The 20,455-nt window shown below is 73.7% G+C and carries 18 protein-coding genes; 7 read left to right on the plus strand and 11 right to left on the minus strand.

Going from position 1 to position 20,455, the window contains the following annotated elements; genetic code table 11:
• Positions 1 to 78 precede the first annotated feature (78 nt).
• The 5 genes from CUT83_RS02750 to hrcA form a co-directional block, all read right to left on the minus strand.
• A complete protein-coding gene (locus CUT83_RS02750; RefSeq protein WP_101254247.1) occupies positions 79 to 984 on the minus strand; it encodes a ribonuclease Z in 906 nt (301 codons plus the stop codon).
• Positions 985 to 989: 5 nt separating this feature from the next.
• Positions 990 to 1,364, minus strand: a complete 375-nt coding sequence (locus CUT83_RS02755; protein ID WP_101254248.1) for a histidine triad nucleotide-binding protein — start codon at positions 1,362 to 1,364, stop codon at positions 990 to 992.
• 77 nt (positions 1,365 to 1,441) lie between these two features.
• The gene (locus CUT83_RS02760) at positions 1,442 to 2,191 is read right to left on the minus strand and encodes a 16S rRNA (uracil(1498)-N(3))-methyltransferase (protein ID WP_101254249.1); all 750 of its coding nucleotides are present in this window, start codon (positions 2,189 to 2,191) and stop codon (positions 1,442 to 1,444) included.
• A gap of 104 nt (positions 2,192 to 2,295) precedes the next feature.
• Positions 2,296 to 3,423 (minus strand): molecular chaperone DnaJ, encoded by a 1,128-nt coding sequence (gene dnaJ / locus CUT83_RS02765; protein ID WP_101254250.1) that lies wholly within the window; start codon positions 3,421 to 3,423, stop codon positions 2,296 to 2,298.
• On the minus strand, positions 3,424 to 4,440 hold the full coding sequence (hrcA, locus tag CUT83_RS02770; protein ID WP_101254251.1) for a heat-inducible transcriptional repressor HrcA: 1,017 nt from the start codon (positions 4,438 to 4,440) through the stop codon (positions 3,424 to 3,426).
• A gap of 203 nt (positions 4,441 to 4,643) precedes the next feature.
• On the opposite strand from hrcA, the gene CUT83_RS02775 reads away from it, so the two are divergent.
• The 3 genes from CUT83_RS02775 to hemW all read left to right on the plus strand — a co-directional run bounded on the left by CUT83_RS02775 (position 4,644) and on the right by hemW (position 7,611).
• Positions 4,644 to 5,357: an MBL fold metallo-hydrolase gene (locus CUT83_RS02775; protein WP_101254252.1), complete on the plus strand. Its 714-nt coding sequence runs from the start codon at positions 4,644 to 4,646 to the stop codon at positions 5,355 to 5,357.
• Between the two features lie 87 nt (positions 5,358 to 5,444).
• Entirely contained in the window at positions 5,445 to 6,314 is an 870-nt protein-coding gene (locus CUT83_RS02780) for a DUF3097 domain-containing protein (protein ID WP_101254253.1), read from the plus strand.
• A 64-nt stretch (positions 6,315 to 6,378) separates the two neighbouring features.
• The gene (hemW, locus tag CUT83_RS02785; RefSeq protein ID WP_101254254.1) at positions 6,379 to 7,611 is read left to right on the plus strand and encodes a radical SAM family heme chaperone HemW; all 1,233 of its coding nucleotides are present in this window, start codon (positions 6,379 to 6,381) and stop codon (positions 7,609 to 7,611) included.
• A 205-nt stretch (positions 7,612 to 7,816) separates the two neighbouring features.
• Here the strand turns inward: hemW and CUT83_RS02790 are convergent, their stop codons facing one another.
• Positions 7,817 to 8,458, minus strand: coding sequence for a TetR/AcrR family transcriptional regulator (locus tag CUT83_RS02790; protein WP_101254255.1), 642 nt, complete (start codon positions 8,456 to 8,458; stop codon positions 7,817 to 7,819).
• A gap of 84 nt (positions 8,459 to 8,542) precedes the next feature.
• Between CUT83_RS02790 and CUT83_RS02795 the strand changes: the two genes are divergently transcribed.
• Entirely contained in the window at positions 8,543 to 9,280 is a 738-nt protein-coding gene (locus CUT83_RS02795) for an SDR family NAD(P)-dependent oxidoreductase (protein WP_101254256.1), read from the plus strand.
• Positions 9,281 to 9,610: 330 nt separating this feature from the next.
• Positions 9,611 to 10,444 carry an SAM-dependent methyltransferase gene (locus tag CUT83_RS02800; RefSeq protein ID WP_101254257.1) on the plus strand — a complete coding sequence of 278 codons (834 nt, stop codon included), beginning with the start codon at positions 9,611 to 9,613 and terminating at the stop codon, positions 10,442 to 10,444.
• A gap of 90 nt (positions 10,445 to 10,534) precedes the next feature.
• On the opposite strand, the gene CUT83_RS02805 is transcribed toward CUT83_RS02800, so the two are convergent.
• Both CUT83_RS02805 and lepA read right to left on the minus strand, forming a co-directional pair.
• Entirely contained in the window at positions 10,535 to 12,424 is a 1,890-nt protein-coding gene (locus CUT83_RS02805) for an AMP-dependent synthetase/ligase (protein ID WP_101254258.1), read from the minus strand.
• Positions 12,425 to 12,810: 386 nt separating this feature from the next.
• Positions 12,811 to 14,688 carry a translation elongation factor 4 gene (lepA, locus tag CUT83_RS02810; protein ID WP_101254259.1) on the minus strand — a complete coding sequence of 626 codons (1,878 nt, stop codon included), beginning with the start codon at positions 14,686 to 14,688 and terminating at the stop codon, positions 12,811 to 12,813.
• Between the two features lie 220 nt (positions 14,689 to 14,908).
• Between lepA and rpsT the strand changes: the two genes are divergently transcribed.
• Entirely contained in the window at positions 14,909 to 15,175 is a 267-nt protein-coding gene (rpsT, locus tag CUT83_RS02815; protein ID WP_093849076.1) for a 30S ribosomal protein S20, read from the plus strand.
• 235 nt (positions 15,176 to 15,410) lie between these two features.
• On the opposite strand, the gene holA is transcribed toward rpsT, so the two are convergent.
• Complete coding sequence (holA, locus tag CUT83_RS02820; protein ID WP_101254260.1) at positions 15,411 to 16,403, minus strand: DNA polymerase III subunit delta; 993 nt, start codon at positions 16,401 to 16,403, stop codon at positions 15,411 to 15,413.
• Positions 16,404 to 16,511: 108 nt separating this feature from the next.
• On the opposite strand from holA, the gene CUT83_RS02825 reads away from it, so the two are divergent.
• Complete coding sequence (locus CUT83_RS02825; RefSeq protein WP_101254261.1) at positions 16,512 to 16,757, plus strand: hypothetical protein; 246 nt, start codon at positions 16,512 to 16,514, stop codon at positions 16,755 to 16,757.
• A 34-nt stretch (positions 16,758 to 16,791) separates the two neighbouring features.
• On the opposite strand, the gene CUT83_RS02830 is transcribed toward CUT83_RS02825, so the two are convergent.
• Both CUT83_RS02830 and CUT83_RS30675 read right to left on the minus strand, forming a co-directional pair.
• Entirely contained in the window at positions 16,792 to 19,332 is a 2,541-nt protein-coding gene (locus CUT83_RS02830; RefSeq protein WP_101254262.1) for a ComEC/Rec2 family competence protein, read from the minus strand.
• Positions 19,329 to 19,997: a ComEA family DNA-binding protein gene (locus CUT83_RS30675; protein WP_240958154.1), complete on the minus strand. Its 669-nt coding sequence runs from the start codon at positions 19,995 to 19,997 to the stop codon at positions 19,329 to 19,331. The genes CUT83_RS02830 and CUT83_RS30675 overlap by 4 nt, the downstream gene beginning before the upstream one ends.
• Positions 19,998 to 20,455 lie beyond the last annotated feature (458 nt).

Here is a 20,455-nt window from a genome sequence, read left to right on the forward strand (position 1 = left end):
AGGGGTGCGCGGCGGCGCGGCCGGAAGCGGGCCGGGGCGGGTGCGGCTGCGGCTGCGGAAGGGGGGCGCGGGCGGCGGTCAGCGCCGCCGGGGCAACGGCACCCGCATCAGGTCCTCGGCCACGGTCAGCTCCCCGGCGAACCCCGCCTGCCGGGCCTGGGCGGCGAACCGGGCCGGGTCGTCGTAGCGCTGAGAGAAGTGCGTGAGCACCAGGTGCCGCACCCCCGCCCGCGCCGCGGCGGAGGCCGCCTGGCCCGCGGTGAGATGGCCGTACTCCTGCGCCAGGGCCTCCTCCTCGTCGAGGAAGGTGGCCTCGATGACCAGCATGTCGCAGCCCTCGGCGAGCGCGTGCACGCCCTCGCACAGCCGGGTGTCCATCACGAAGGCGAAGCGCTGCCCGGGGCGGGTCTCGCTCACCTCGTCGAGGGTGACCCCGCGCAGCTCGCCCTCGCGCTGGATACGGCCGACGTCCGGGCCCGAGATGCCGTGGGCGGCGAGCCGCTCGGGCAGCATCCGCCGCCCGTCGGGCTCGACCAGGCGGTAGCCGTAGGACTCCACCGGATGGGACAGACGCCGCGCCTGGAGCGTGTACGCGGCGGTGGTGGCCAGCGTGCCGTCGGCGCCGACCGGCTCCTCGCGCAGCTCGGCCGTCTCACGGTAGGCGGTGGCGTACCGCAGGCGGTCGAAGAAGCGCCGCCCGCTCGCCGGGTAGTGCGCCGTGACCGGGTGCGGCACCCGGTCGAGGTTGATGCGCTGGATGACCCCGGCCAGCCCCAGGCTGTGGTCGCCGTGGAAGTGGGTGACGCACAGCCGGGTGAGGTCGTGGGCGGCCACGCCCGCGCGGAGCATCTGGCGCTGGGTGCCCTCGCCGGGATCGAACAGCAGCGCCTCGCCGTCCCAGCGCAGCACGTAGCCGTTGTGGTTGCGCCGGCGGGTGGGCACCTGGCTGGCGGTGCCCAGCACGACCAGTTCGCGTACGGACAACGGGCTTACCCGGGAGGCCAGTTCAGGCCGCGTCCGCCCAGGACGTGGGCGTGCGCGTGCCAGACGGTCTGCCCGGCGCCCGCGCCGGTGTTGAACACGATCCGGTAGCCGACGGTGGCGCCCCCGGGCGGGGCGATGTCCTCCTGCGCGGCGACCTCGCCCGCCGCGCGCAGCACGTCGGCGGCCAGTTGCGGGGCGGCGGCGGCCAGCGCGGCGGCGTCGGGGTGGTGCTCCTTGGGGATCACCAGCACATGGGTGGGCGCCTGCGGGTTGATGTCCCGGAAGGCGAGCGTGGTGTCGGTCTCGTGGACGATCGTCGCCGGGACGTCCCCCGCGACGATCTTGCAGAACAGGCAGTCCGCCTGCGGTTCCTCCGCCACGGTGGCGCCTCCCGCTGTGAGGTGGGTCGATCGGTGGTCACGCAGCGCCGATCGTACCCCGGCCCCGGCGCCGGTGATCAGGACCAGCGGCCGGTGCGTCCCAGCAGCAGCGCCGACGCCGCCGTGCCCGCCGTGGAGGTGCGCAGCACGCTCGGGCCCAGCCGGTACGGGCGCGCGCCCACCCGCTCGAACGCCTCCAGCTCCTCCGGGGCGACCCCGCCCTCCGGGCCGACGACGAGCACCAGCTCGCCCTCGGCCGGCAGCCCGGCGGTCGCCAGCGGGAGCGCCCCCTCCTCGTGGAGGACGGCCGCGAAGGCGGCGGACGACAGCAGCGGGAGCAGCTGCCGGGTGGTCGCCGGCTCGGCGACCACCGGGAAGCGCAGCCTGCGCGACTGCTTGCCGGCCTCGCGCGCGGTGGAACGCCACTTGCGCAGCGCCTTCTGCCCGCGCTCGCCCCGCCACTGCGTGACGCAGCGCGACGCGGACCAGGGGACGATCGCGTCCACGCCCGTCTCCGTCATCGTCTCCACGGCGAGCTCGCCGCGGTCGCCCTTGGGCAGGGCCTGGACGACGGTGATCCGCGGGCGCGGCTCCGGTTCGGCGCGCACCTCGGTGACAGCGACCTCCAGCCGGTCCTTCCCCGCGACGGCCGCGACGGTGCCGAAGGCCCCGGTGCCCGCCCCGTCGGTGAGGACGATCTCCTCGCCCGCGCGCAGCCGCCGTACCGCGACGGCGTGCCGGCCCTCGGGCCCCTCCAGCGCCAGCACGGCGCCGGGAGCGGCACCGGCCAGGGCGGCGGTCTCGGCCAGGAAGACGGGGGCGGTCACACCGGCCGCCCGGCGGGGTGTCCCGGCCTGGCGGCCGGGGTGATCAGCTCGGTGGGCATGACGGCATCCTGCCACGCCCGCCGGGAGCGACCCGCCCCAGCACCTCAGCGCCCGTTGAACGCGTCCTTCAACCGCGAGAACAACCCCTGCTGCCCCGGCTGGAACTGGCCCGTCGGCCGTTCCTCGCCCCGCAGCTTGGCCAGGCGGCGCAGCAGCTCCTCCTGCTCCGGGTCCAGCTTGTTCGGCGTCTGGACCTCCACATGGACGATCAGGTCGCCGCGGCCGCCGCCGCGCAGATGCGTCACACCGCGCTGGTGGAGCGGGATCGACTGGCCGGACTGGGTGCCGGGCCGGATGTCGACCTCCTCCAGGCCGTCCAGCGTCTCCAGCGGGACCTTGGTGCCCAGTGCCGCCGCCGTCATGGGGATGGTGACCGTGCAGTGCAGGTCGTCGCCGCGCCGCTGGAAGACCGGGTGCGGCACCTCGTGGATCTCGACGTACAGGTCGCCCGCCGGGCCGCCGCCCGGGCCGACCTCGCCCTCGCCGGCGAGCTGGATGCGGGTGCCGTTGTCGACGCCGGCCGGGATCTTCACCGTCAGGTTGCGCCGCGAGCGCACCCGGCCGTCGCCGGCGCACTCCGGGCACGGGGTGGGCACGACCGTGCCGAAGCCCTGGCACTGCGGGCAGGGGCGCGAGGTCATGACCTGGCCCAGGAAGGACCGGGTGACCTGCGAGACCTCTCCGCGGCCGCGGCACATGTCGCACGTCTGCGCGGAGGTGCCGGGGGCCGCCCCCTCGCCGCTGCACGTGGTGCAGACGACCGCCGTGTCCACCTGGATGTCCTTGGTGGTGCCGAAGGCCGCCTCGTCCAGCTCGATGTCGAGCCGGATCATGGCGTCCTGGCCGCGCCGGGTGCGCGACCTCGGCCCGCGCTGGGAGGCGGCGCCGAAGAAGGCGTCCATGATGTCGGAGAAGTTCCCGAAGCCCCCGCCGAAGCCGCCGCCTCGGCCCGCGCCGCCCGCGGGGTCGCCGCCGAGGTCGTACATCTGCTTCTTCTGCGGGTCGGAGAGCACCTCGTAGGCGGTGTTGATCTCCTTGAACCGCTCCTGCGTCTTCGGATCCGGGTTGACGTCGGGGTGCAGTTCGCGCGCGAGCCTGCGGAAGGCCTTCTTGATCTCGTCCTGCGAGGCATCGCGCTGTACGCCCAGGACCGCGTAGTAGTCGGTTGCCACTTACGACTCCGCGAGGATCTGTCCGACGTAACGTGCCACTGCGCGTACCGCTCCCATCGTTCCGGGGTAGTCCATGCGGGTCGGCCCGACCACACCGAGCTTGGCGACCGCCTCGTCTCCCGAACCGTAACCGACCGAGACGACCGACGTGGACGTCAGCCCCTCGTGAACATTCTCATGACCGATTCGCACCGTCATGCCCGGATCCTTCGCCTCCCCCAGCAGCTTGAGCAGGACGACCTGCTCCTCCAGAGCTTCCAGCACCGGCCGGATGGTCAGCGGGAAGTCGTGCACGAAGCGGGTGAGATTGGCGGTTCCGCCGATCATCAGCCGCTCCTCGGTCTCCTCCACCAGAGTCTCCAGCAAAGTGGCGAGCACCGTCGAGACCGTGCCGCGGTCCTCGGCGTCGAAGGACTCCGGCAGGTCCTGCACCAGCCTGGGCACCTCCGAGAAGCGCTCGCCGACCACCCGGCTGTTGAGCCGGGCGCGCAGATCGGCCAGGGACGACTCCGAGATGGGGGCCGGGCAGTCCACCATGCGCTGCTCCACCCGCCCGGTGTCCGTGATCAGCACGAGCATCAGACGCGCGGGGGCCAGGAGCAGCAGCTCGACGTGGCGGACGGTCGAGCGGGTCAGCGAGGGGTACTGGACGACGGCGACCTGGCGGGTGAGCTGGGCCAGCAGCCGCACGGTGCGGCTGACGACGTCGTCGAGGTCGACGGCGTCCTCCAGGAAGTTCTGGATCGCCCGGCGCTCCGGCTTGGACAGCGGCTTGACGCCGGCCAGCCTGTCGACGAACAGGCGGTACCCCTTGTCGGTGGGGACGCGGCCCGCACTGGTGTGCGGCTGGGCGATGTACCCCTCGTCCTCCAGGGCCGCCATGTCGTTGCGCACGGTGGCCGGGGAGACCTGGAGGTTGTGCCGCTCGGTCAGCGCCTTGGACCCCACCGGCTCCTGCGTGCCCACGTAGTCCTGGACGATGGCGCGCAGGACTTCGAGTCTGCGTTCGCTGAGCATCTGGGCGCACCTCCCGTCCGGCCGTCTCTTTCCGGTCCTCTTCCCTGGCGTTCTCTGGCACTCTCAGCCGGTGAGTGCCAGTCATCCCGTGCCAGTGTACGGCCGGTGACCGTGGCCGGGGCAAGGGCGGGCGCCGACCGGGAAGGGCGATCCCCGCCACATCCCGGCGGGCACCGCCCGCGTGATGGCGCTAGCGTCGCGGTATGGAGACGGATTGGGAAGAGCTGTCGCCTGGAGTCGTACGCCGCCGCATGCCCGGCTGGGACGAGACGGTCGGGGCCGTGGCGGGCGAGACGGGAGTGCTGGTGGTCGACACCGGCGCGACGCTGGGTGACGGCGCGCGCGTCCGGCGGTACCTGCACGAGCGCTTCGGGCTGCCGGTGACCCATGTGGCGCTGACCCATCCGCACTTCGACCACGTCCTGGGCGCCTCGGCCTTCGCCGGGGTGGAGGTCTACGGGGCGGTGGGGATCGAGGATCTGCTGGTCCACTCGGGGGACGAGTTGCGCCAGGACGCCGTGCGGCACGGCGTGGACCCGCGGGAAGCGGCCGAGGCGGTCGACGTGCTCGTCCACCCGCACCACCGGGTGGCCGGCGAGCTGACCGTCCGGCTGGGCGGCCGGGAGGCGCTCCTGGCCAACGTCGGCCCGGCGCACACCGCCCACGACCTGGCCGTCGTGGTCCCCGGCGTCCTGGGCGGGCCGGACGTGGTCTTCTGCGGCGATCTGGTGGAGGAGTCCGGCGAGCCGCAGGCGGGCCCGGACTCCCACCCCGTCCACTGGCCTGCCGCGCTGGACCGGCTGCTCGCCCTGGGCGGCGAGGACGCGCGGTACGTGCCGGGCCACGGGGCGGTGGTGGACGCCGCCTTCGTCCGCGCCCAGCGCGACGCGCTGGCGGAGCGCTTCGGCCTCGGGTGACGGATGCCCCGGCGGGTTTCGCGGCAGGGCTCCGCCCCAGGTCTCACGGCAGGTTTCGCGGTGGCGATCCCGTAACACAATGACCGCATGCGCAGCAGACAGTACGGCCCCGACCTGACCCCTCCGTGGAAGCGGACCTCGGGGAACCACAGGCCCGCGCCCGAGGTGCCCGCCGAGCCGGATCTGGTGGTGGAGGAGGTCACGACCGGTTTCTGCGGGGCCGTGGTGCGCTGCGAGAGGACGGCGCAGGGGTTCACCGTCACGCTGGAGGACCGCTTCGGCAAGCACCGGGTCTTCCCGATGGAGCCGCGCGGTTTCCTGCTGGAAGGGAAGACCGTCACCCTCGTCCGGCCGCGGGCGGCGGCACCGCCCGCCCCCAAGGCGCCCCGGCGCACGGCCTCGGGGTCGGTGGCGGTGCCGGGCGCCCGCGCACGGGTGGCGCGGGCGGGGCGCATCTACGTCGAGGGGCGCCACGACGCGGAGCTGGTGGAGAAGGTCTGGGGCGACGACCTGCGGATCGAGGGCGTGGTCGTGGAGTACCTGGAGGGCGTGGACGACCTCCCGGCGGTCGTGGAGGCCTTCGGCCCCACCCCCGAGGCCCGGCTGGGCGTGCTGGTGGACCATCTGGTGCCCGGCTCCAAGGAGTCCCGGATCGCCGCCGGGGTCACCGGTGAGAACGTGCTGGTCGTCGGTCATCCGTACATCGACGTCTGGGAGGCGGTGAAGCCGTCCGCCCTGGGCATCGGCGCCTGGCCCCGGGTGCCGCGCGGTCAGGACTGGAAGACGGGGGTGTGCCGGGCGCTGGGCTGGCAGGAGAACACCGGCGCGGCGTGGAAGCGGATCCTGGGCAGCGTGCGCGACTACAGGGATCTGGAGCCGGGGCTCCTCGGCCCGGTCGAGCGGCTGATCGACCATGTCACGGTGGGCGGGCCGGCGGGCGGGCCGGACGGCCGGTGAGCCCCGGGGGCCGGTGAGCGCTCCGCCCGTCCGGGGCGGGTGCGGGTGCGGGACAATGGACCCCATGCCTTCCGCACTGCCCGACGGCGAGCCCGTCCCCGCCGACGGATCCCTGCCCGCGCACGCCCTGGCGGGCGCGGCGCGGCGCCCCCTCGGCTTCTACCTGCACGTGCCGTACTGCGCGACGCGCTGCGGCTACTGCGACTTCAACACCTACACCGCGAGCGAGCTGCGCGGCTCCGGCGGCGCGCTCGCCTCCCGGGAGAACTACTCGGAGACGCTGGCCGAGGAGGTACGGCTGGCCCGCAAGGTGCTCGGCGACGATCCCCGGCCCGTGGAGACGGTCTTCGTCGGCGGCGGCACCCCCACCCTGCTGCCCGCCGCCGACCTGGGGCGGATGCTGGCCGTGGTCCGCGAGGAGTTCGGACTGGCGGAGGGCGCCGAGGTCACCACGGAGGCCAATCCGGAGTCCGTCGATCCGGCGTACCTGGCCGGACTGCGCGAGGCGGGCTTCAACCGGATCTCCTTCGGCATGCAGAGCGCCCGGCGCCATGTGCTGGCCGTGCTGGACCGCGCCCACACCCCCGGCCGTCCCGAGGCGTGCGTGGCCGAGGCCCGCGCGGCGGGCTTCGAGCACGTCAACCTGGACCTGATCTACGGCACCCCGGGCGAGGGCGACGACGACTGGCGGGCCTCGCTGGAGGCCGCCCTCGGCGCCGGGCCCGACCATGTCTCGGCGTACGCGCTGATCGTGGAGGACGGCACGCGGCTGGCCTCCCGCATCCGGCGCGGCGAGGTGCCGATGACGGACGACGACGTGCACGCCGACCGCTACCTGATCGCCGAGGAGATGCTGTCGGCGGCCGGTCTCCACTGGTACGAGGTGTCGAACTGGGCGGTGTCGGAGGCCGCCCGCTGCCGTCACAACGAGCTGTACTGGACGGGCGCCGACTGGTGGGGCGCCGGTCCGGGGGCGCACAGCCACGTCGGCGGGGTGCGCTGGTGGAACGCCAAGCACCCCGGCGCGTACGCCCAGGCACTCGCCGAGGGCCGTTCACCGGGCGTGGGCCGCGAGGTGCTGGACGACGAGGACCGGCGGGTGGAGCGGATCCTGCTGGAGCTGCGGCTGGTGGACGGCGTACCGCTGGACGTCCTGGCCCCGGCCGGGGCGCGCGCCGCCGTGCGGGCGCTGGCGGACGGGCTGCTGCGCCCGGAGGCGTACGAGCGCGGGCGCGCGGCGCTGACCCTGCGCGGCCGGCTGCTGGCCGACGCGGTGGTCCGCGACCTGGTGGACTAGTGTCCTGCGCCGGTAGTTCGTCGTTAGATCTTGCATGGGTTCTTCTGCCGGGGTGCCGGTGCCGCGTCAGCCGATGTCTGCCCGGTAGCGAGGCTCCCCCGGCCGGAGGCGGGGGTGTGCGTGCCAGTGCGGCGAGCGGAGTGAACCCTGGCTGACGCGGCGCTGGGCACTGGCCGGCGGACCGTATGGCCGTGACGGCGTCGAGTCAGTTCTCACGGGCCGGACTGCGCCCGGCTGCGAGGCGTTTCCGTCCCTCGGGCACGGGCAGCACCGCCAGTGCGGTGTCTGCGATGTTCCGCAGCGTCTCCGGGTCCAGGCCGGCCTTGCCCACCGCTTCGACGCCTCGGACCACCGTCAGCAGCAGTGCCGCCAAGCGCTCCGGATCCGCGGCGCTGTCGATGTCGCCGTGACGCTGGGCGGCGCTGATCTCCGTCCGCAGCAGGGCCGACAACGCCTTCATGGTCTCGGCCGACCGTCCGGCGACCGTCGGATCGTGCTGGGCCAGTTCCGCCGCGCCCTTGGCCAACAAGCACCCGCGGCGCTCGGTGTCGGAGGCGGCGTTCTCCGCCATCAGGTGCACATAGCCCGACAGCCGGGCCAGGGCCTCTGCGTCCGGGCCGCCTGACAGCCGCCCTTCCGCCACCTCGACGACCGCGGTGCACCAGTCGCCGAACACACGGTGAAACAGCTTTCCCTTGTCGCCGAACGCACCGTACAGGCTGCCCTTGCCAAGGCCGGTCGCCCGGGCGATGTCGTCCATCCGGGTTCCCGCATAGCCGGTCGCCCAGAACTGTTCCCGGGCCCGCTCCAGGACTTGGCGTTCGTCGAATGCGCGTGGTCTCGGCATGGTCCCACCCTACTAATTCTTGACTCGATCGTCCATTACCGCCTACGTTATGGACGATCCATTCCACAACATGAGGGGTTCGACATGCCGGGTGTGCTGCAGGAGAAGGTGGCCGTGATCACCGGAGGGACCAGCGGGATCGGGCTGGCCATCGCCCACCGCTTCATCCGGGAAGGCGCACGGGTCTTCGTGACCGGCCGGGACATCGACCGCCTCGAAGCGGCGGTCGAGGAGATGGGCCCCGCGGCCACCGGCGTACGGTCCGACGTCTCGGTCCTGGCCGATCTGGACGCGCTCTACGCGCGGGTCCGTGAGGAGGCCGGGCGCATCGACGTGCTGGTGGCCAACGCGGGAATCGTCGCGGACGCTGCGCTCGGCGCCCATACCGAGGCGAACGTCGACCTGACACTCGCCGTCAACGTCAAGGGCCCGCTGTTCACCGTTCAGAAGGCGCTTCCGCTGCTGGCGGAGAACGCCTCCGTCCTGGTCGTCGGCTCGAGCAACAGTCTGCGGCCCAATGAGCAGCTCGAGGTCTACAGCGCCTCGAAGGCGGCGGTGAGCAACCTCGTGCACAACTGGGCCCGGCAGTCACAGGAGCGCCGGTTCCGGGTCAACGTGCTCAGCCCGGGACCCACGCGGACCCCTGGCCTGCTCGGTGTCGCGGGGCCGGACGCCGACCGGTTCGCCGAGGCCGCCGTGCCACTGGGGCGGCTGGCCGACGCCGAGGAGATCGCCGGGGCCGCCCTCTTCCTGGCTTCGGACGCCTCGTCGTTCGTCACCGGCGCCGAACTCTTCGCCGACGGCGGCTACACCCGGGCCTGAACGACGGCCGGTGGCGCGCACCCGGCTCCATCGGGCGATGGGGCGCAATCCCGTCCGCACGTGTGCGCCGTACGAGGCCAGTGCGTCCGAAGCAACGGTTCGTGGCCGCGGCTTCCTCCCGCCGGACGGTTCCCGGGCGGGCATCCCCGCTCCATCCCCGCTCGATCCCCGCTCCATCGCGCGGAGCCGGGTCGCACGGACCGCGCCGGATCCTCCGCGGGGGGCTCCTGCCGACGTGCCGATCCGGCGCCAACCAGCCTCCTCCCGGCGGTAGTTGGGTTACGTTGTGCGACGACCACCGCCGTGATCCGTGACAGGAGGCCCCCTCCCGTGAGCGACCCCCCGCCCGCACCCGAACCGCAGGCACCGCCCGTGATCGACACCACGGTGTCGCACGTGGCGCGGATCTGGAACTACTGGCTGGGAGGGAAGGACAACTACGAGGTCGACCGCGCGGTCGGCGACCAGATCACGGCGATCCTGCCCGACGTGCCCCGACTGGCCCGCGCCTCCCGCGCCCTCCTCGGCCGGACCGTGCGGTACCTGGTCGCCGAGGCCGGCGTCCGCCAGTTCCTGGACGTCGGCACCGGGCTGCCCACCGTGGACAACACCCACGAGATCGCGCAGCGGCTGGCCCCCGAGTCGCGCGTCGTCTACGTCGACAACGACCCCCTGGTGCTGGCCCACGCCCGCGCCCTGCTCACCAGCTCGCCCGAGGGCGCGACCGAGTACGTCCACGCCGATCTGCGCGACCCCGAGGCGATCCTTCGGGGCGCCGCGGCGACGCTGGACCTCACCCGGCCCGTCGCCCTGCTGCTGATGGGCATCATGGAGTTCGTCACCGACGACGACGAGGCGTACGGCATCGTGCGCCGGCTGATGGACGCCCTGCCGCCGGGCAGCCACCTGGTGCTGTACGACGGCACCAACGTCATCCACGGCGAGCGGTCGGACAGGATCGTGGAGGTGTGGAACTCCTCCGGCAACGCACCGCTCGTCCTGCGCGGTCCCGAGCGGATCGCCGCCTTCTTCGACGGCCTGGAACTGGTGGAGCCCGGGGTGGTGTCGTGCAATCGCTGGCGACCCGACCCCGCGCGGGAAGGCGGGCCTGGGGAGGGTGAGGAGGAGGTCGACGCCTTCTGCGGTGTGGGGCGCAAGCCCTGAACGGTCCGCCCGGGGCCCGGAGGGGAAGGGCCGGGGACGCACGCGGCGCGGCGTCTCCGGCCCCTTCCGGCTCCTTCCGGGCCCCGGGCCTCACGCCTCGCGGGTGCCCGCGTACATCTCCTCGATCAGGTGGCCGAACTCCTTCTCCACCGCGGGCCGCTTCAGCTTCAGGCTCGGAGTGAGCTCACCGTGCTCGATGTCCAGGTCGCGCGGCAGGATCCGGAACTTCTTGATCGTCTGCCAGCGCTGGAGGCCTTCGTTGAGGCGCTGGACATAGCCGTCGACGAGCTTGTGCACCTCGTCGGAGCCGACGACCTCCGCGTAGCTCTTCCCGCCCATCCCGTGCTCCTCGGCCCAGCCCATGATGGTGGGCTCGTCGAGCGCGATGAGCGCGGTGCAGTAGTTGCGGTCGGCGCCGTGCACCAGGATGTTGGAGACGTAGGGGCAGACCGCCTTGAACTGCCCCTCGACCTCGGCCGGGGCGATGTACTTGCCGCCGGAGGTCTTGATCAGGTCCTTCTTGCGGTCGGTGATCCGCAGGTAGCCGTCCTCCGACAGCTCGCCGATGTCGCCGGTGTGGAACCAGCCGTCCTCCTCCAGGACCTCGGCGGTCTTCTCCGGCAGCCTGTGGTAGCCCTGCATGATGCCGGGGCCGCGCAGCAGGATCTCGCCGTCCTCGGCGATGCGCACCTCGGTGCCGGGCAGCGGCTTGCCGACCGTGCCGGTGCGGTACGCCTCGCCGGGGTTGACGAAGCTGGCGGCGCTGGACTCGGTGAGCCCGTAGCCCTCCAGGATGTGGACGCCGGCGCCGGCGAAGAAGTAGCCGATCTCCGGGGCCAGGGCGGCGGAGCCGGAGACGCAGGCGCGCAGCCTTCCGCCGAAGGCCTCGCGGAGCTTGGCGTAGACGAGCTTGTCGGCCACCGCGTGCTTCATCCTCAGGCCGGCGGGCGCGGAGGCCGTGCCGGTGCGGCGGAAGTTGTCCTGGGTGACCTTGGCGTACTCGCGCGCGACCCCGGAGGCCCACTTGAAGATCTTGTACTTGGCGCCGCCGCCCGCCCGCGCCTTGGCGGCGACCCCGTTGTAGACCTTCTCGAAGATCCGGGGGACGGCCGCCATGTAGGTGGGCCGCACGACCGGGAGGTTCTCGATGATCTTGTCGACCCGGCCGTCCACGGCGGTGACGTGGCCTACCTCGATCTGGGCCGCGGTGAGCACCTTGCCGAACACGTGAGCCAGCGGCAGCCACAGGTACTGCACGTCGTCGGCGCGGACCAGCTCCGTCGCGGCGATGGCCTTGGCCATGTAGGACCAGGCGTCGTGCGGCAGCCGTACGCCCTTGGGGCGGCCGGTGGTGCCGGAGGTGTAGATCAGGGTGGCGAGCTGGTCGGAGCGCAAGGCTCCGACGGTCTCCTTGACCGCCTCGGGGTGCTCCTCCAGGTACGCCTCACCGCGCTTGCGCAGCTCGTCCAGCGACAGCACCCAGCCCTCCGGGTCGCCCTCGGCGGCCACGGCGCCCTCCGCCTCGATGACGACCACATGGGCGAGGTCCGGCAGCTCCGCGCGGCACTCGCGGGCCTTGGCGAGCTGCCCGGCGTCCTCGGCGATCAGCACACGGCTCTCGGAGTCGGCGAGGATGTAGGCGGTCTCCTCGGCGTTGGTGCTGGGGTAGACGGTCGTGGTGGCCGCTCCGGCGCACAGCACGCCCAGGTCGCACAGGATCCAGTCGGCCCTGGTGTTGGAAGCGATGGCGACCCGCTCCTCGGGCCTGACCCCCAGGTCCATCAGGCCCGCGGCGATCGAGAAGACGCGCCGCGCGGCCTCGCCCCAGGTGTAGGAACGCCACTCGTCCGGCCCCTCGCCCGAGGCCGGGGGAACGGGATAGCGGTACGCCTCACCGTCCGGAGTCGCCTCGATGCGCTCCAGGAAGAGGTTCGCCACCGAGGGCGGACGGTTCTGGATCAGGGACTGGCTGTCGCTCACAACATCCTCCGGGGCCCGCGACGGTGCAGGGGGGTGGCTCCAAGGCTCGGCCCACCGCGAGTGCTGGGGTGGGAAGGGGTGGAACGGTTCCGTGCTGTGCGTACTGCTCTGTGCGTATTGAGTGACTCGCGAGTAACAACCGAGCGGGCGATCAGCCTAAGACGGAAGGCCCCGCCTTGAAAGGGCTTGCACATCGCCTACGTGAAGCCGTGACCTGTGCGATACATACACCACATACCCCGGCCGGCCGGCCGTGCGCCCGCACACGGGCCCGTACGTGTGAGGGCGCGCCCGCCGGCCCGCGCGGGCCGGCGGGCGCGCCCTCACCGACGCTCCGTCCTGCGGCTTCCGCCCGGGCGGGCCGTGCGGCCGGTCCCGGGCGGGCCCTACTTCTTGCCCTTGGCGTCGCCGCCGCCGTCGGAGTCCGAGGAGAGCGCGGCGATGAAGGCCTCCTGCGGGACCTCCACCCGGCCCACCACCTTCATGCGCTTCTTGCCCTCCTTCTGCTTCTCCAGCAGCTTCCGCTTGCGGGAGATGTCACCGCCGTAGCACTTGGCGAGCACGTCCTTGCGGATGGCGCGGACGGTCTCGCGGGCGATGACGCGCGAGCCGATGGCGGCCTGGATGGGCACCTCGAACTGCTGCCGGGGGATGAGCTCGCGCAACTTGGAGGCCATCCTGACCCCGTAGCTGTACGCCTTGTCCTTGTGGACGATCGCGGAGAAGGCGTCCACCTTGTCGCCGTGCAGCAGGATGTCGACCTTGACCAGGTCGGCGGTCTGCTCGCCGGTCGGCTCGTAGTCGAGCGAGGCGTAACCGCGGGTCTTGGACTTGAGCGCGTCGAAGAAGTCGAAGACGATCTCCGCCAGCGGGAGGGTGTAGCGCAGCTCGACACGGTCCTCGGACAGGTAGTCCATGCCCAGCAGGTTGCCGCGCCGCGACTGGCACAGCTCCATCACGGCGCCGACGAAGTCGTTCGGGGTCAGCACCGTCGCGCGGACGACCGGCTCGTGCACCTGGGCGACCTTGCCCGTCGGGTACTCGCTGGGGTTGGTGACGATGTGCTCGGTGCCGTCCTCCATGTCCACGCGGTAGACCACGTTGGGCGCGGTGGCGATCAGGTCGAGCCCGAACTCGCGCTCCAGGCGCTCGCGGATGACCTCCAGGTGCAGCAGACCGAGGAAGCCCACGCGGAAGCCGAAGCCGAGGGCCGCGGACGTCTCCGGCTCGTAGACCAGCGCGGCGTCGTTGAGCTGGAGCTTGTCCAGGGCGTCGCGCAGCTCGGGGTAGTCCGAGCCGTCCAGCGGATACAGGCCGGAGAACACCATCGGCTTGGGGTCCTTGTAGCCGCCCAGCGGTTCGGCGGCCCCCTTGGAGAACTGGGTGATGGTGTCGCCGACCTTGGACTGGCGCACATCCTTCACACCGGTGATCAGATAACCCACCTCGCCGACGGACAGGCCGTCGGCGGGCAGCATCTCCGGACTGTTGGTGCCGATCTCCAGCAGCTCGTGGGCGGCGCCGGTGGACATCATCTGGATGCGCTCGCGCCTGGAGAGCTTGCCGTCGACGACCTTCACATACGTCACGACGCCCCGGTAGGCGTCGTAGACCGAGTCGAAGATCATCGCGCGGGCGGGGGCGTCCGCGACGCCGACCGGGGCCGGGACCTGCCGCACGACCTCGTCCAGCAGCGCCTCGACGCCCTCGCCGGTCTTGGCGGAGACCTTCAGCACCTCCGACGGGTCGCAGCCGATGAGGTGCGCCAGTTCGGCGGCGAACTTCTCCGGCTGGGCGGCCGGGAGGTCGATCTTGTTGAGGACGGGGATGATCGTGAGGTCGTTCTCCATCGCCAGGTAGAGGTTGGCGAGCGTCTGGGCCTCGATGCCCTGGGCGGCGTCGACCAGGAGGATGCACCCCTCGCACGCGGCCAGCGAGCGGGACACCTCGTAGGTGAAGTCGACGTGCCCGGGGGTGTCGATCATGTTGAGGATGTGGGGCGTCCCCTTCTCCTCACCCTCGGTGGGGGCCCACGGCAGGCGGACCGCCTGGGACTTGATCGTGATGCCGCGCTCGCGCTCGATGTCCATGCGGTCGAGGTACTGGGCGCGCATCTGGCGCTGCTCGACGACACCGGTGAGCTGGAGCATCCGGTCGGCGAGCGTCGACTTGCCGTGGTCGATGTGCGCGATGATGCAGAAGTTGCGGATCAGCGCCGGGTCGGTACGGCTCGGCTCCGGCACGTTCGATGGGGTCGCGGGCACGCAGGGTCCTGTCGGGTCATGGCTCGGATCGGTACGTCTCCCCCATCGTCCCATGAGTGGCGCTTACGGTCCGGTTTGGGAGCCGATCAGGCCTGCTGGTACCCTGACCGACTGTGTCTCAATGCCCTCGCGCGGGGCCCGGCGCGCGGACGGTGCGACGGGACCGCTCGGGGAGACCGGGCACGGAATCACACCTCATCAAACCCGAGAAGGCTCTTTCGTGGCGAACATCAAGTCCCAGATCAAGCGGATCAAGACCAACGAGAAGGCCCGCCAGCGCAACAAGGCGGTCAAGTCCGAGCTGAAGACCGCCATCCGCCGCACCCGTGAGGCGATCGCCGCCGGTGACGCCGAGAAGGCCGCCGAGGCCGCGCGCGTGGCCGGCAAGAAGCTCGACAAGGCCGCCGGCAAGGGCGTGATCCACAAGAACCAGGCCGCCAACAAGAAGGCGGCGCTGGCCCAGAAGGTCTCCGCTCTCAAGGGCTGAACCCCCGGGCCGCCGGCCGGCGGCCCGCCCCGGTGCCGAAGCGGAATCCAGCGGACCCTCTCACCGCTCCGTGCCGGCCCACCGCGCCGCACGCGGCCTGCGTTCGCCACGCGGGTGCGGCGCACCGAGAAGTCACAGGCCGAGAGTCTGACGCGCACTGCCCGCCGTGATCCCCCGCGGCGGGCAGTGCGCGTTCCGTCTCCCCCGCACCGCTACCACTCCGCACCACTCCGCCTCAGCGGGAGCGGGCCGCGCGGGCGATGATGACGACGGCCTTCTCCAGGGCGTACCCCGGGTCGTCCCCGCCGCCCTTGACCGCCGCGTCGGCCTCGGCCACCGCGCGCAGCGCCGCCGACACCCCGGCCGCCGACCAGCCGCGCATCTGCTGACGGACCCGGTCGATCTTCCACGGCGGCATCCCCAGTTCACGGGCCAGATCCCCGGGGCGCATCCCGCGCGGGGCCGACATCAGCCTGCCGATGCCCCGCACCCCCTGGGCCAGGGCGCTGGTGACCAGCACCGGGGCCACACCCGTCGACAGCGACCAGCGCAGCGCCTCCAGCGCCTCGGGCAGCCTGCCCTCCACCGCCCGGTCGGCGATGGTGAAGCTGGACGCCTCGGCGCGCCCGCTGTAGTAGCGGGCCACGACCGCCTCGTCGACGGTGCCCTCGACATCGGCCGTGAGCTGGGAGCAGGCACTGGCCAGTTCACGCAGATCGCTGCCGAGGATCTCCACCAGGGCCTGGCATGCCTCCGGTGTCGCCGAGCGCCCGGCGGCACGGAACTCGCCGCGCACGAACGCCTGCCGGTCGGCGGGCTTGGTCATCTTCGGACAGGCGACCTCGCGCGCACCCGCCTTGCGGGCGGCGTCCAGCAGCCCCTTGCCCTTGGCGCCGCCCGCGTGCACCAGCACCAGGGTGATCTCCTCGGCCGGGGAGCCCAGATACGCCTTGACGTCCTTGACCGTGTCGGCGGCCAGGTCCTGCGCGTCCCGGACGACCACGACCTTGCGCTCGGCGAACAGGGAAGGGCTGGTCAGCTCCGCCAGCGTGCCGGGCCGCAGGTCGGCGGGGGCGAGTTCGCGCACGTCGGTGTCGGCGTCGGCGGCCCTGGCCGCGTCGATCACCTGGCGCACCGCGCGGTCGAGCAGCAGATCCTCCTGGCCCACCGCGAGCGTGACGGGGGCGAGGGGATCGTCGGTCGAGGACTTCCTGGTTTTACCGGCCATCGCGCACCAGCATCCCACGAGCCGCCGACAGCCCGGCGGCTCCGGGGCTCCCGGGACCGCCCGGGACCTGTCCGCGGACCGCTCCGGCGGCTGTCGCACAATGGCGCGGTGGACGACGTACGACACATCCTGGTGCTCCCCGACCGCGACGCCGCGCAGGAGGTGGCGGAGGAGGTCGCCGAACGGCTCGGCCTGGCCGAGGAGCCGCGGCCGGTCCGCGAGGCGCTGGCCGGCGAGGACGACGCCGAGGACGCCCAGTGGCTGGTCGTGCTCGACGACCCGGGCGGCGCGTACGACCCGGCCGAACTGGACGCCCTCGCCGCCGAGTACGACGGCTGGCTGGAGAGGGACTGAGACCGGCGGGCGGCATCCGGCGTATGACGGCCCCTCAGCCCGACGCGATCACCGTGCCGTCCGCGGTGACGGCCAGGGAGCCGTGGGTGTCGGTGCGCACAACGGCGGAGCCCAGGGCGTGCAGTCCGGCGAGGACCTTCGGGGACGGGTGGCCGTAGGGGTTGTCCTCCCCGCAGGAGACGAGGGCGACGCGGGGACGCAGCCGCTCCAGCAGAGCCGGGTGCTGGTGGGCCGAGCCGTGGTGGGCCACCTTGAGGACGTCCACCGCGGGCAGGTCGGGGTGTGCCGCCAGCAGGCCGCGCTGCGCCGGAGGTTCGAGGTCGCCGGGGAGGAGGACGGTCAGGCCGGCCGCGCGGACCAGGAGGGTGACGCTGGCGTCGTTGGCGTCCTCGCCCGAGGCGGAGGGCGGTCCGGGCGGCGGCGGCCGGCGGGGCCAGAGCACCTCCCAGGACAGGTCGCCGATCCGGCGCCGCTCCCCCGGCCCAGCCCCGATCACCGGCACCCCCGCGCGGGCCGCCTCACGGCGTACCGCCGCCGCCTGCCCGGCCGGCTCGCCCCGGGCGGTGGTCTGGATCGCCCCGACCGCACGGCCCCGCAGCACCCCGGCCAGTCCGGCGACGTGGTCGGCGTGGAAGTGGGTGAGCACCAGCAGGGGGACGACCGTGACGCCGAGGGCGCGCAGGCAGCGGTCCACCGTCTCCGGCTCGGGGCCGGCGTCGACGACCACGGCCGCGCCCTCTCCCGCCGCCAGTGCCAGCGCGTCGCCCTGGCCCACGTCGCAGACCGCCAGCCGCCAGCCCGGCGGCGGCCAGCCGGTGAGCGGGCGGATCAGCGGGGCGGGGCGCAGGACCGCCAGGGCCAGCAGTACGGCGCAGGCCACGCACAGCCACCGGTGCCGCACCAGTCGGCGGGCCGCCAGGACCGCCGCCGCGGTGAGCGCGGCCAGCAGCAGTGCGCCGGTCCAGCTGCCGGGCCAGTCGATCTCGGCGCCGGGCAGGGAGGCTCCCGTCCGCGCGATGGCGGCGACGGCCCCGGTGGGCCAGCCCGCCAGCCGGGCCAGCGCCTCGGCCGGCGTCGGCGCGAGGGGCGCGGTGACCAGGGCGGCGAAGCCCAGCACGGTGGCGGGCGCGACCAGGAACTCGGCCAGCATGTTGCACGGGATCGCCACCAGGCTGACGTGGGCCGCGAGGACCGCGACCACGGGCGCGCACACCGCCTGGGCCGCCGCGGCCGCCGCCAGCGCCTCGGCGAGCCTCCCCGGCATCCCCCGGCGGCGCAGGGCCTCGCTCCAGCGGGGTGCGACGGTGAGCAGCGAGCCGGTGGCCAGGACCGAGAGGATGAAGCCGAAGTCCCGTGCCAGCCAAGGGTCGTGGAGCACGAGCAGCAGTACGGCGGCGGCCAGGGCCGGCAGCAGGGACCGCCGCCGCCCGGTGCCGATCGCCACGATGGTGATCAGCCCACAGGCCGCCGCCCGCAGCACACTGGGCTCGGGGCGGCAGACCACCACGAAGGCGAGGGTGAGCAGCGCCCCGGCGACCGCGGTGGTGCGCAGCGACATCCCCAGCCGGGGTGCCATGCCCCGGCGTTCGGCTCGTACGGCCCTGCCCGGCGGCCCGATGAGCAGCACCAGCAGGATCGCGAGGTTCGCACCGCTGACCGCCAGCAGATGGAGCATGTCGGCGGCCCGGAAGGCGGCGTCGAGGTCGGCCGGGATGCGCGAGGTGTCGCCGACGACCAGTCCGGGCAGCAGCGCCCGCGCGTCGCCCGGCAGCCCGTCACTGGCCTCCCGCAGCCCGGCGCGCAGCTCTCCCGCGATGCGCTGGGGGGCCGTCGGGCCGGCGGTCACCGTGGGCGGTCCGCCGGCGCTCACCCTCAGGACGGCGGCGATGTCACGGCCCCCGGCACCGTCTTGAGGTGGCAGGAGCCGGGCCTGGAGCCGCAGCCGGGTGGTGGGCAGCAGCTCGAGCCATCCCGCGGGCGGCCCGGCCGCCGATTCCGTACCCCGGACCAGGACGAGCACCGGCGACCGGGTGGCGGTCACCGTGCCGTCGGCGGTGGTGACGCGCAGGGCCTCTGCCCGCAGTATCACCGCGCCCGCCGTCTGCTCCGAGCCGCGTACTCGGGGCCGGACCACGCGCGGGTCGCCGGTGACGGCCACCTCGGCGGTGACGTGCGCGTACTGCCGGGCCGCCGCCGGCAGGGGTCCTCGGTGCAGATCGGCCGCGTGCGCCGCGGCCACCCCGCCGCCGGCGGCGGCGCACACCAGCGTCATGGCGACGGCCGTACGCCCGCCTCCCCGGACCCCGGCCCGGCCCCGGGCCGGAACCAGGCACACCGCCGCACCGAGGAGACACAGCGCCACGCCCGCGACGGCCGCGCCGCCCGGAGCGCCCAGGGCCAGGGCCGCCGCACCCCAGGCGGCCAGCGCCGGCGGCACCAGCCGCAGGTCGGCCGGGCCCTCCTGGCGCGGTTCCGCCGCTCCCAGCCGGCGGCCCGCGGCGGAGTGGACCGCCGACCGGGGCTCGGTAGGAGCCTCCGTACGGGGCTCCGCACCGGTCCGCGTGTTCGCGGTCACGGTCCGACCAGCGGCTTCAGCTCGGCGAAGCGGCGCTCCCCGATCCCACTGACCTCGCGGAGTTCCCCGACGGAGGAGAAGCCGCCGCGCTCGGTGCGGTGGTCGATGATGCGCTGGGCCATCACGGGCCCGATGCCGGGGAGCGTGTCGAGCTGTTCGGCCGTGGCGGAGTTGAGGCTGACCGGTCCGCCCGCCGCCGGTCCGCCCCCGGCGGCGGACCCGGCGGCGGGCGGGCCGGGTACGGCTGCCGCGGTGGGAGGCTCCCCGACGACGATCTGCTCGCCGTCGGCCAGCGGCCGGGCGCGGTTGAGGCCGTGGAGGTCGGTGCCCGGCCGGACACCGCCCGCGGCCCGCAGGGCGTCGGCCACCCGGGCTCCGGCCGGCAGCCGGTGGACACCGGGTCTGCGGACCTCGCCCGCCACGTCCACCAGCAGCGGTCCTCCTCCAAGGGCCGCGCCGGAAGCCGTACCCGAAGCCGCCGCGGGCGCCGGGGCGGAGGAGGGTGCCGGGAAAGAGGGCGGGGAGGGCACGGGACTCGAGCGGGAGGCCGACTCCACCGGCGGCGCCTGCACCACCTGCGGGCGCCCGCCCCAGAAGTGGTGTACGGCGAAGCCGAGGGCCAGGGCCAGGGCCAGGGCGAGTGCGGCCAGCGTGCGCGGTTCCACTCCGCACCGCGTGCGCACCCACAGCGGCAGCCTGTCCCGTACGGCCTCCACCAGCCGTGCGCGCCGGGTCGCGTCAACGGGGCCGGGGCCTGGGCCTGCGTCCGGCTCGGTCGCGGGGGCGGAAGCAGACGTGGACGCGGGCGCGGGCGCGCCGTTGGGACAGGAACCGGAGACGGGACCGGCCGGGCGCGGCGCCGGCACACGCTCCGCCGCCCGCTCCCGCGGGAGCTCCGCCGTCAGGCGGCCGGCCCGTGCCTGCCGGACCGCGTCGCGCGCGGCCGTGATGGCCTCCGTCCGCGACAGCGGGGCGGGCGCCCCGCCGGTGTCCGGCCCACCCGGCTCTGTTTCCGGCTCCGGCTCCGGCCCCGGCCCCGGCTCCGGTGGGGCGTTCCCGAGCAGCGCGTCCGCGCGGGCCCGCAGGGGTGCCGCCTCGGCGGCCCGCCGGATCTCCCGCCGGC

Source organism: Streptomyces barkulensis (genome assembly GCF_002843305.1).
In the GTDB taxonomy this organism is placed as follows: Bacteria; Actinomycetota; Actinomycetes; order Streptomycetales; family Streptomycetaceae; genus Streptomyces; species Streptomyces barkulensis.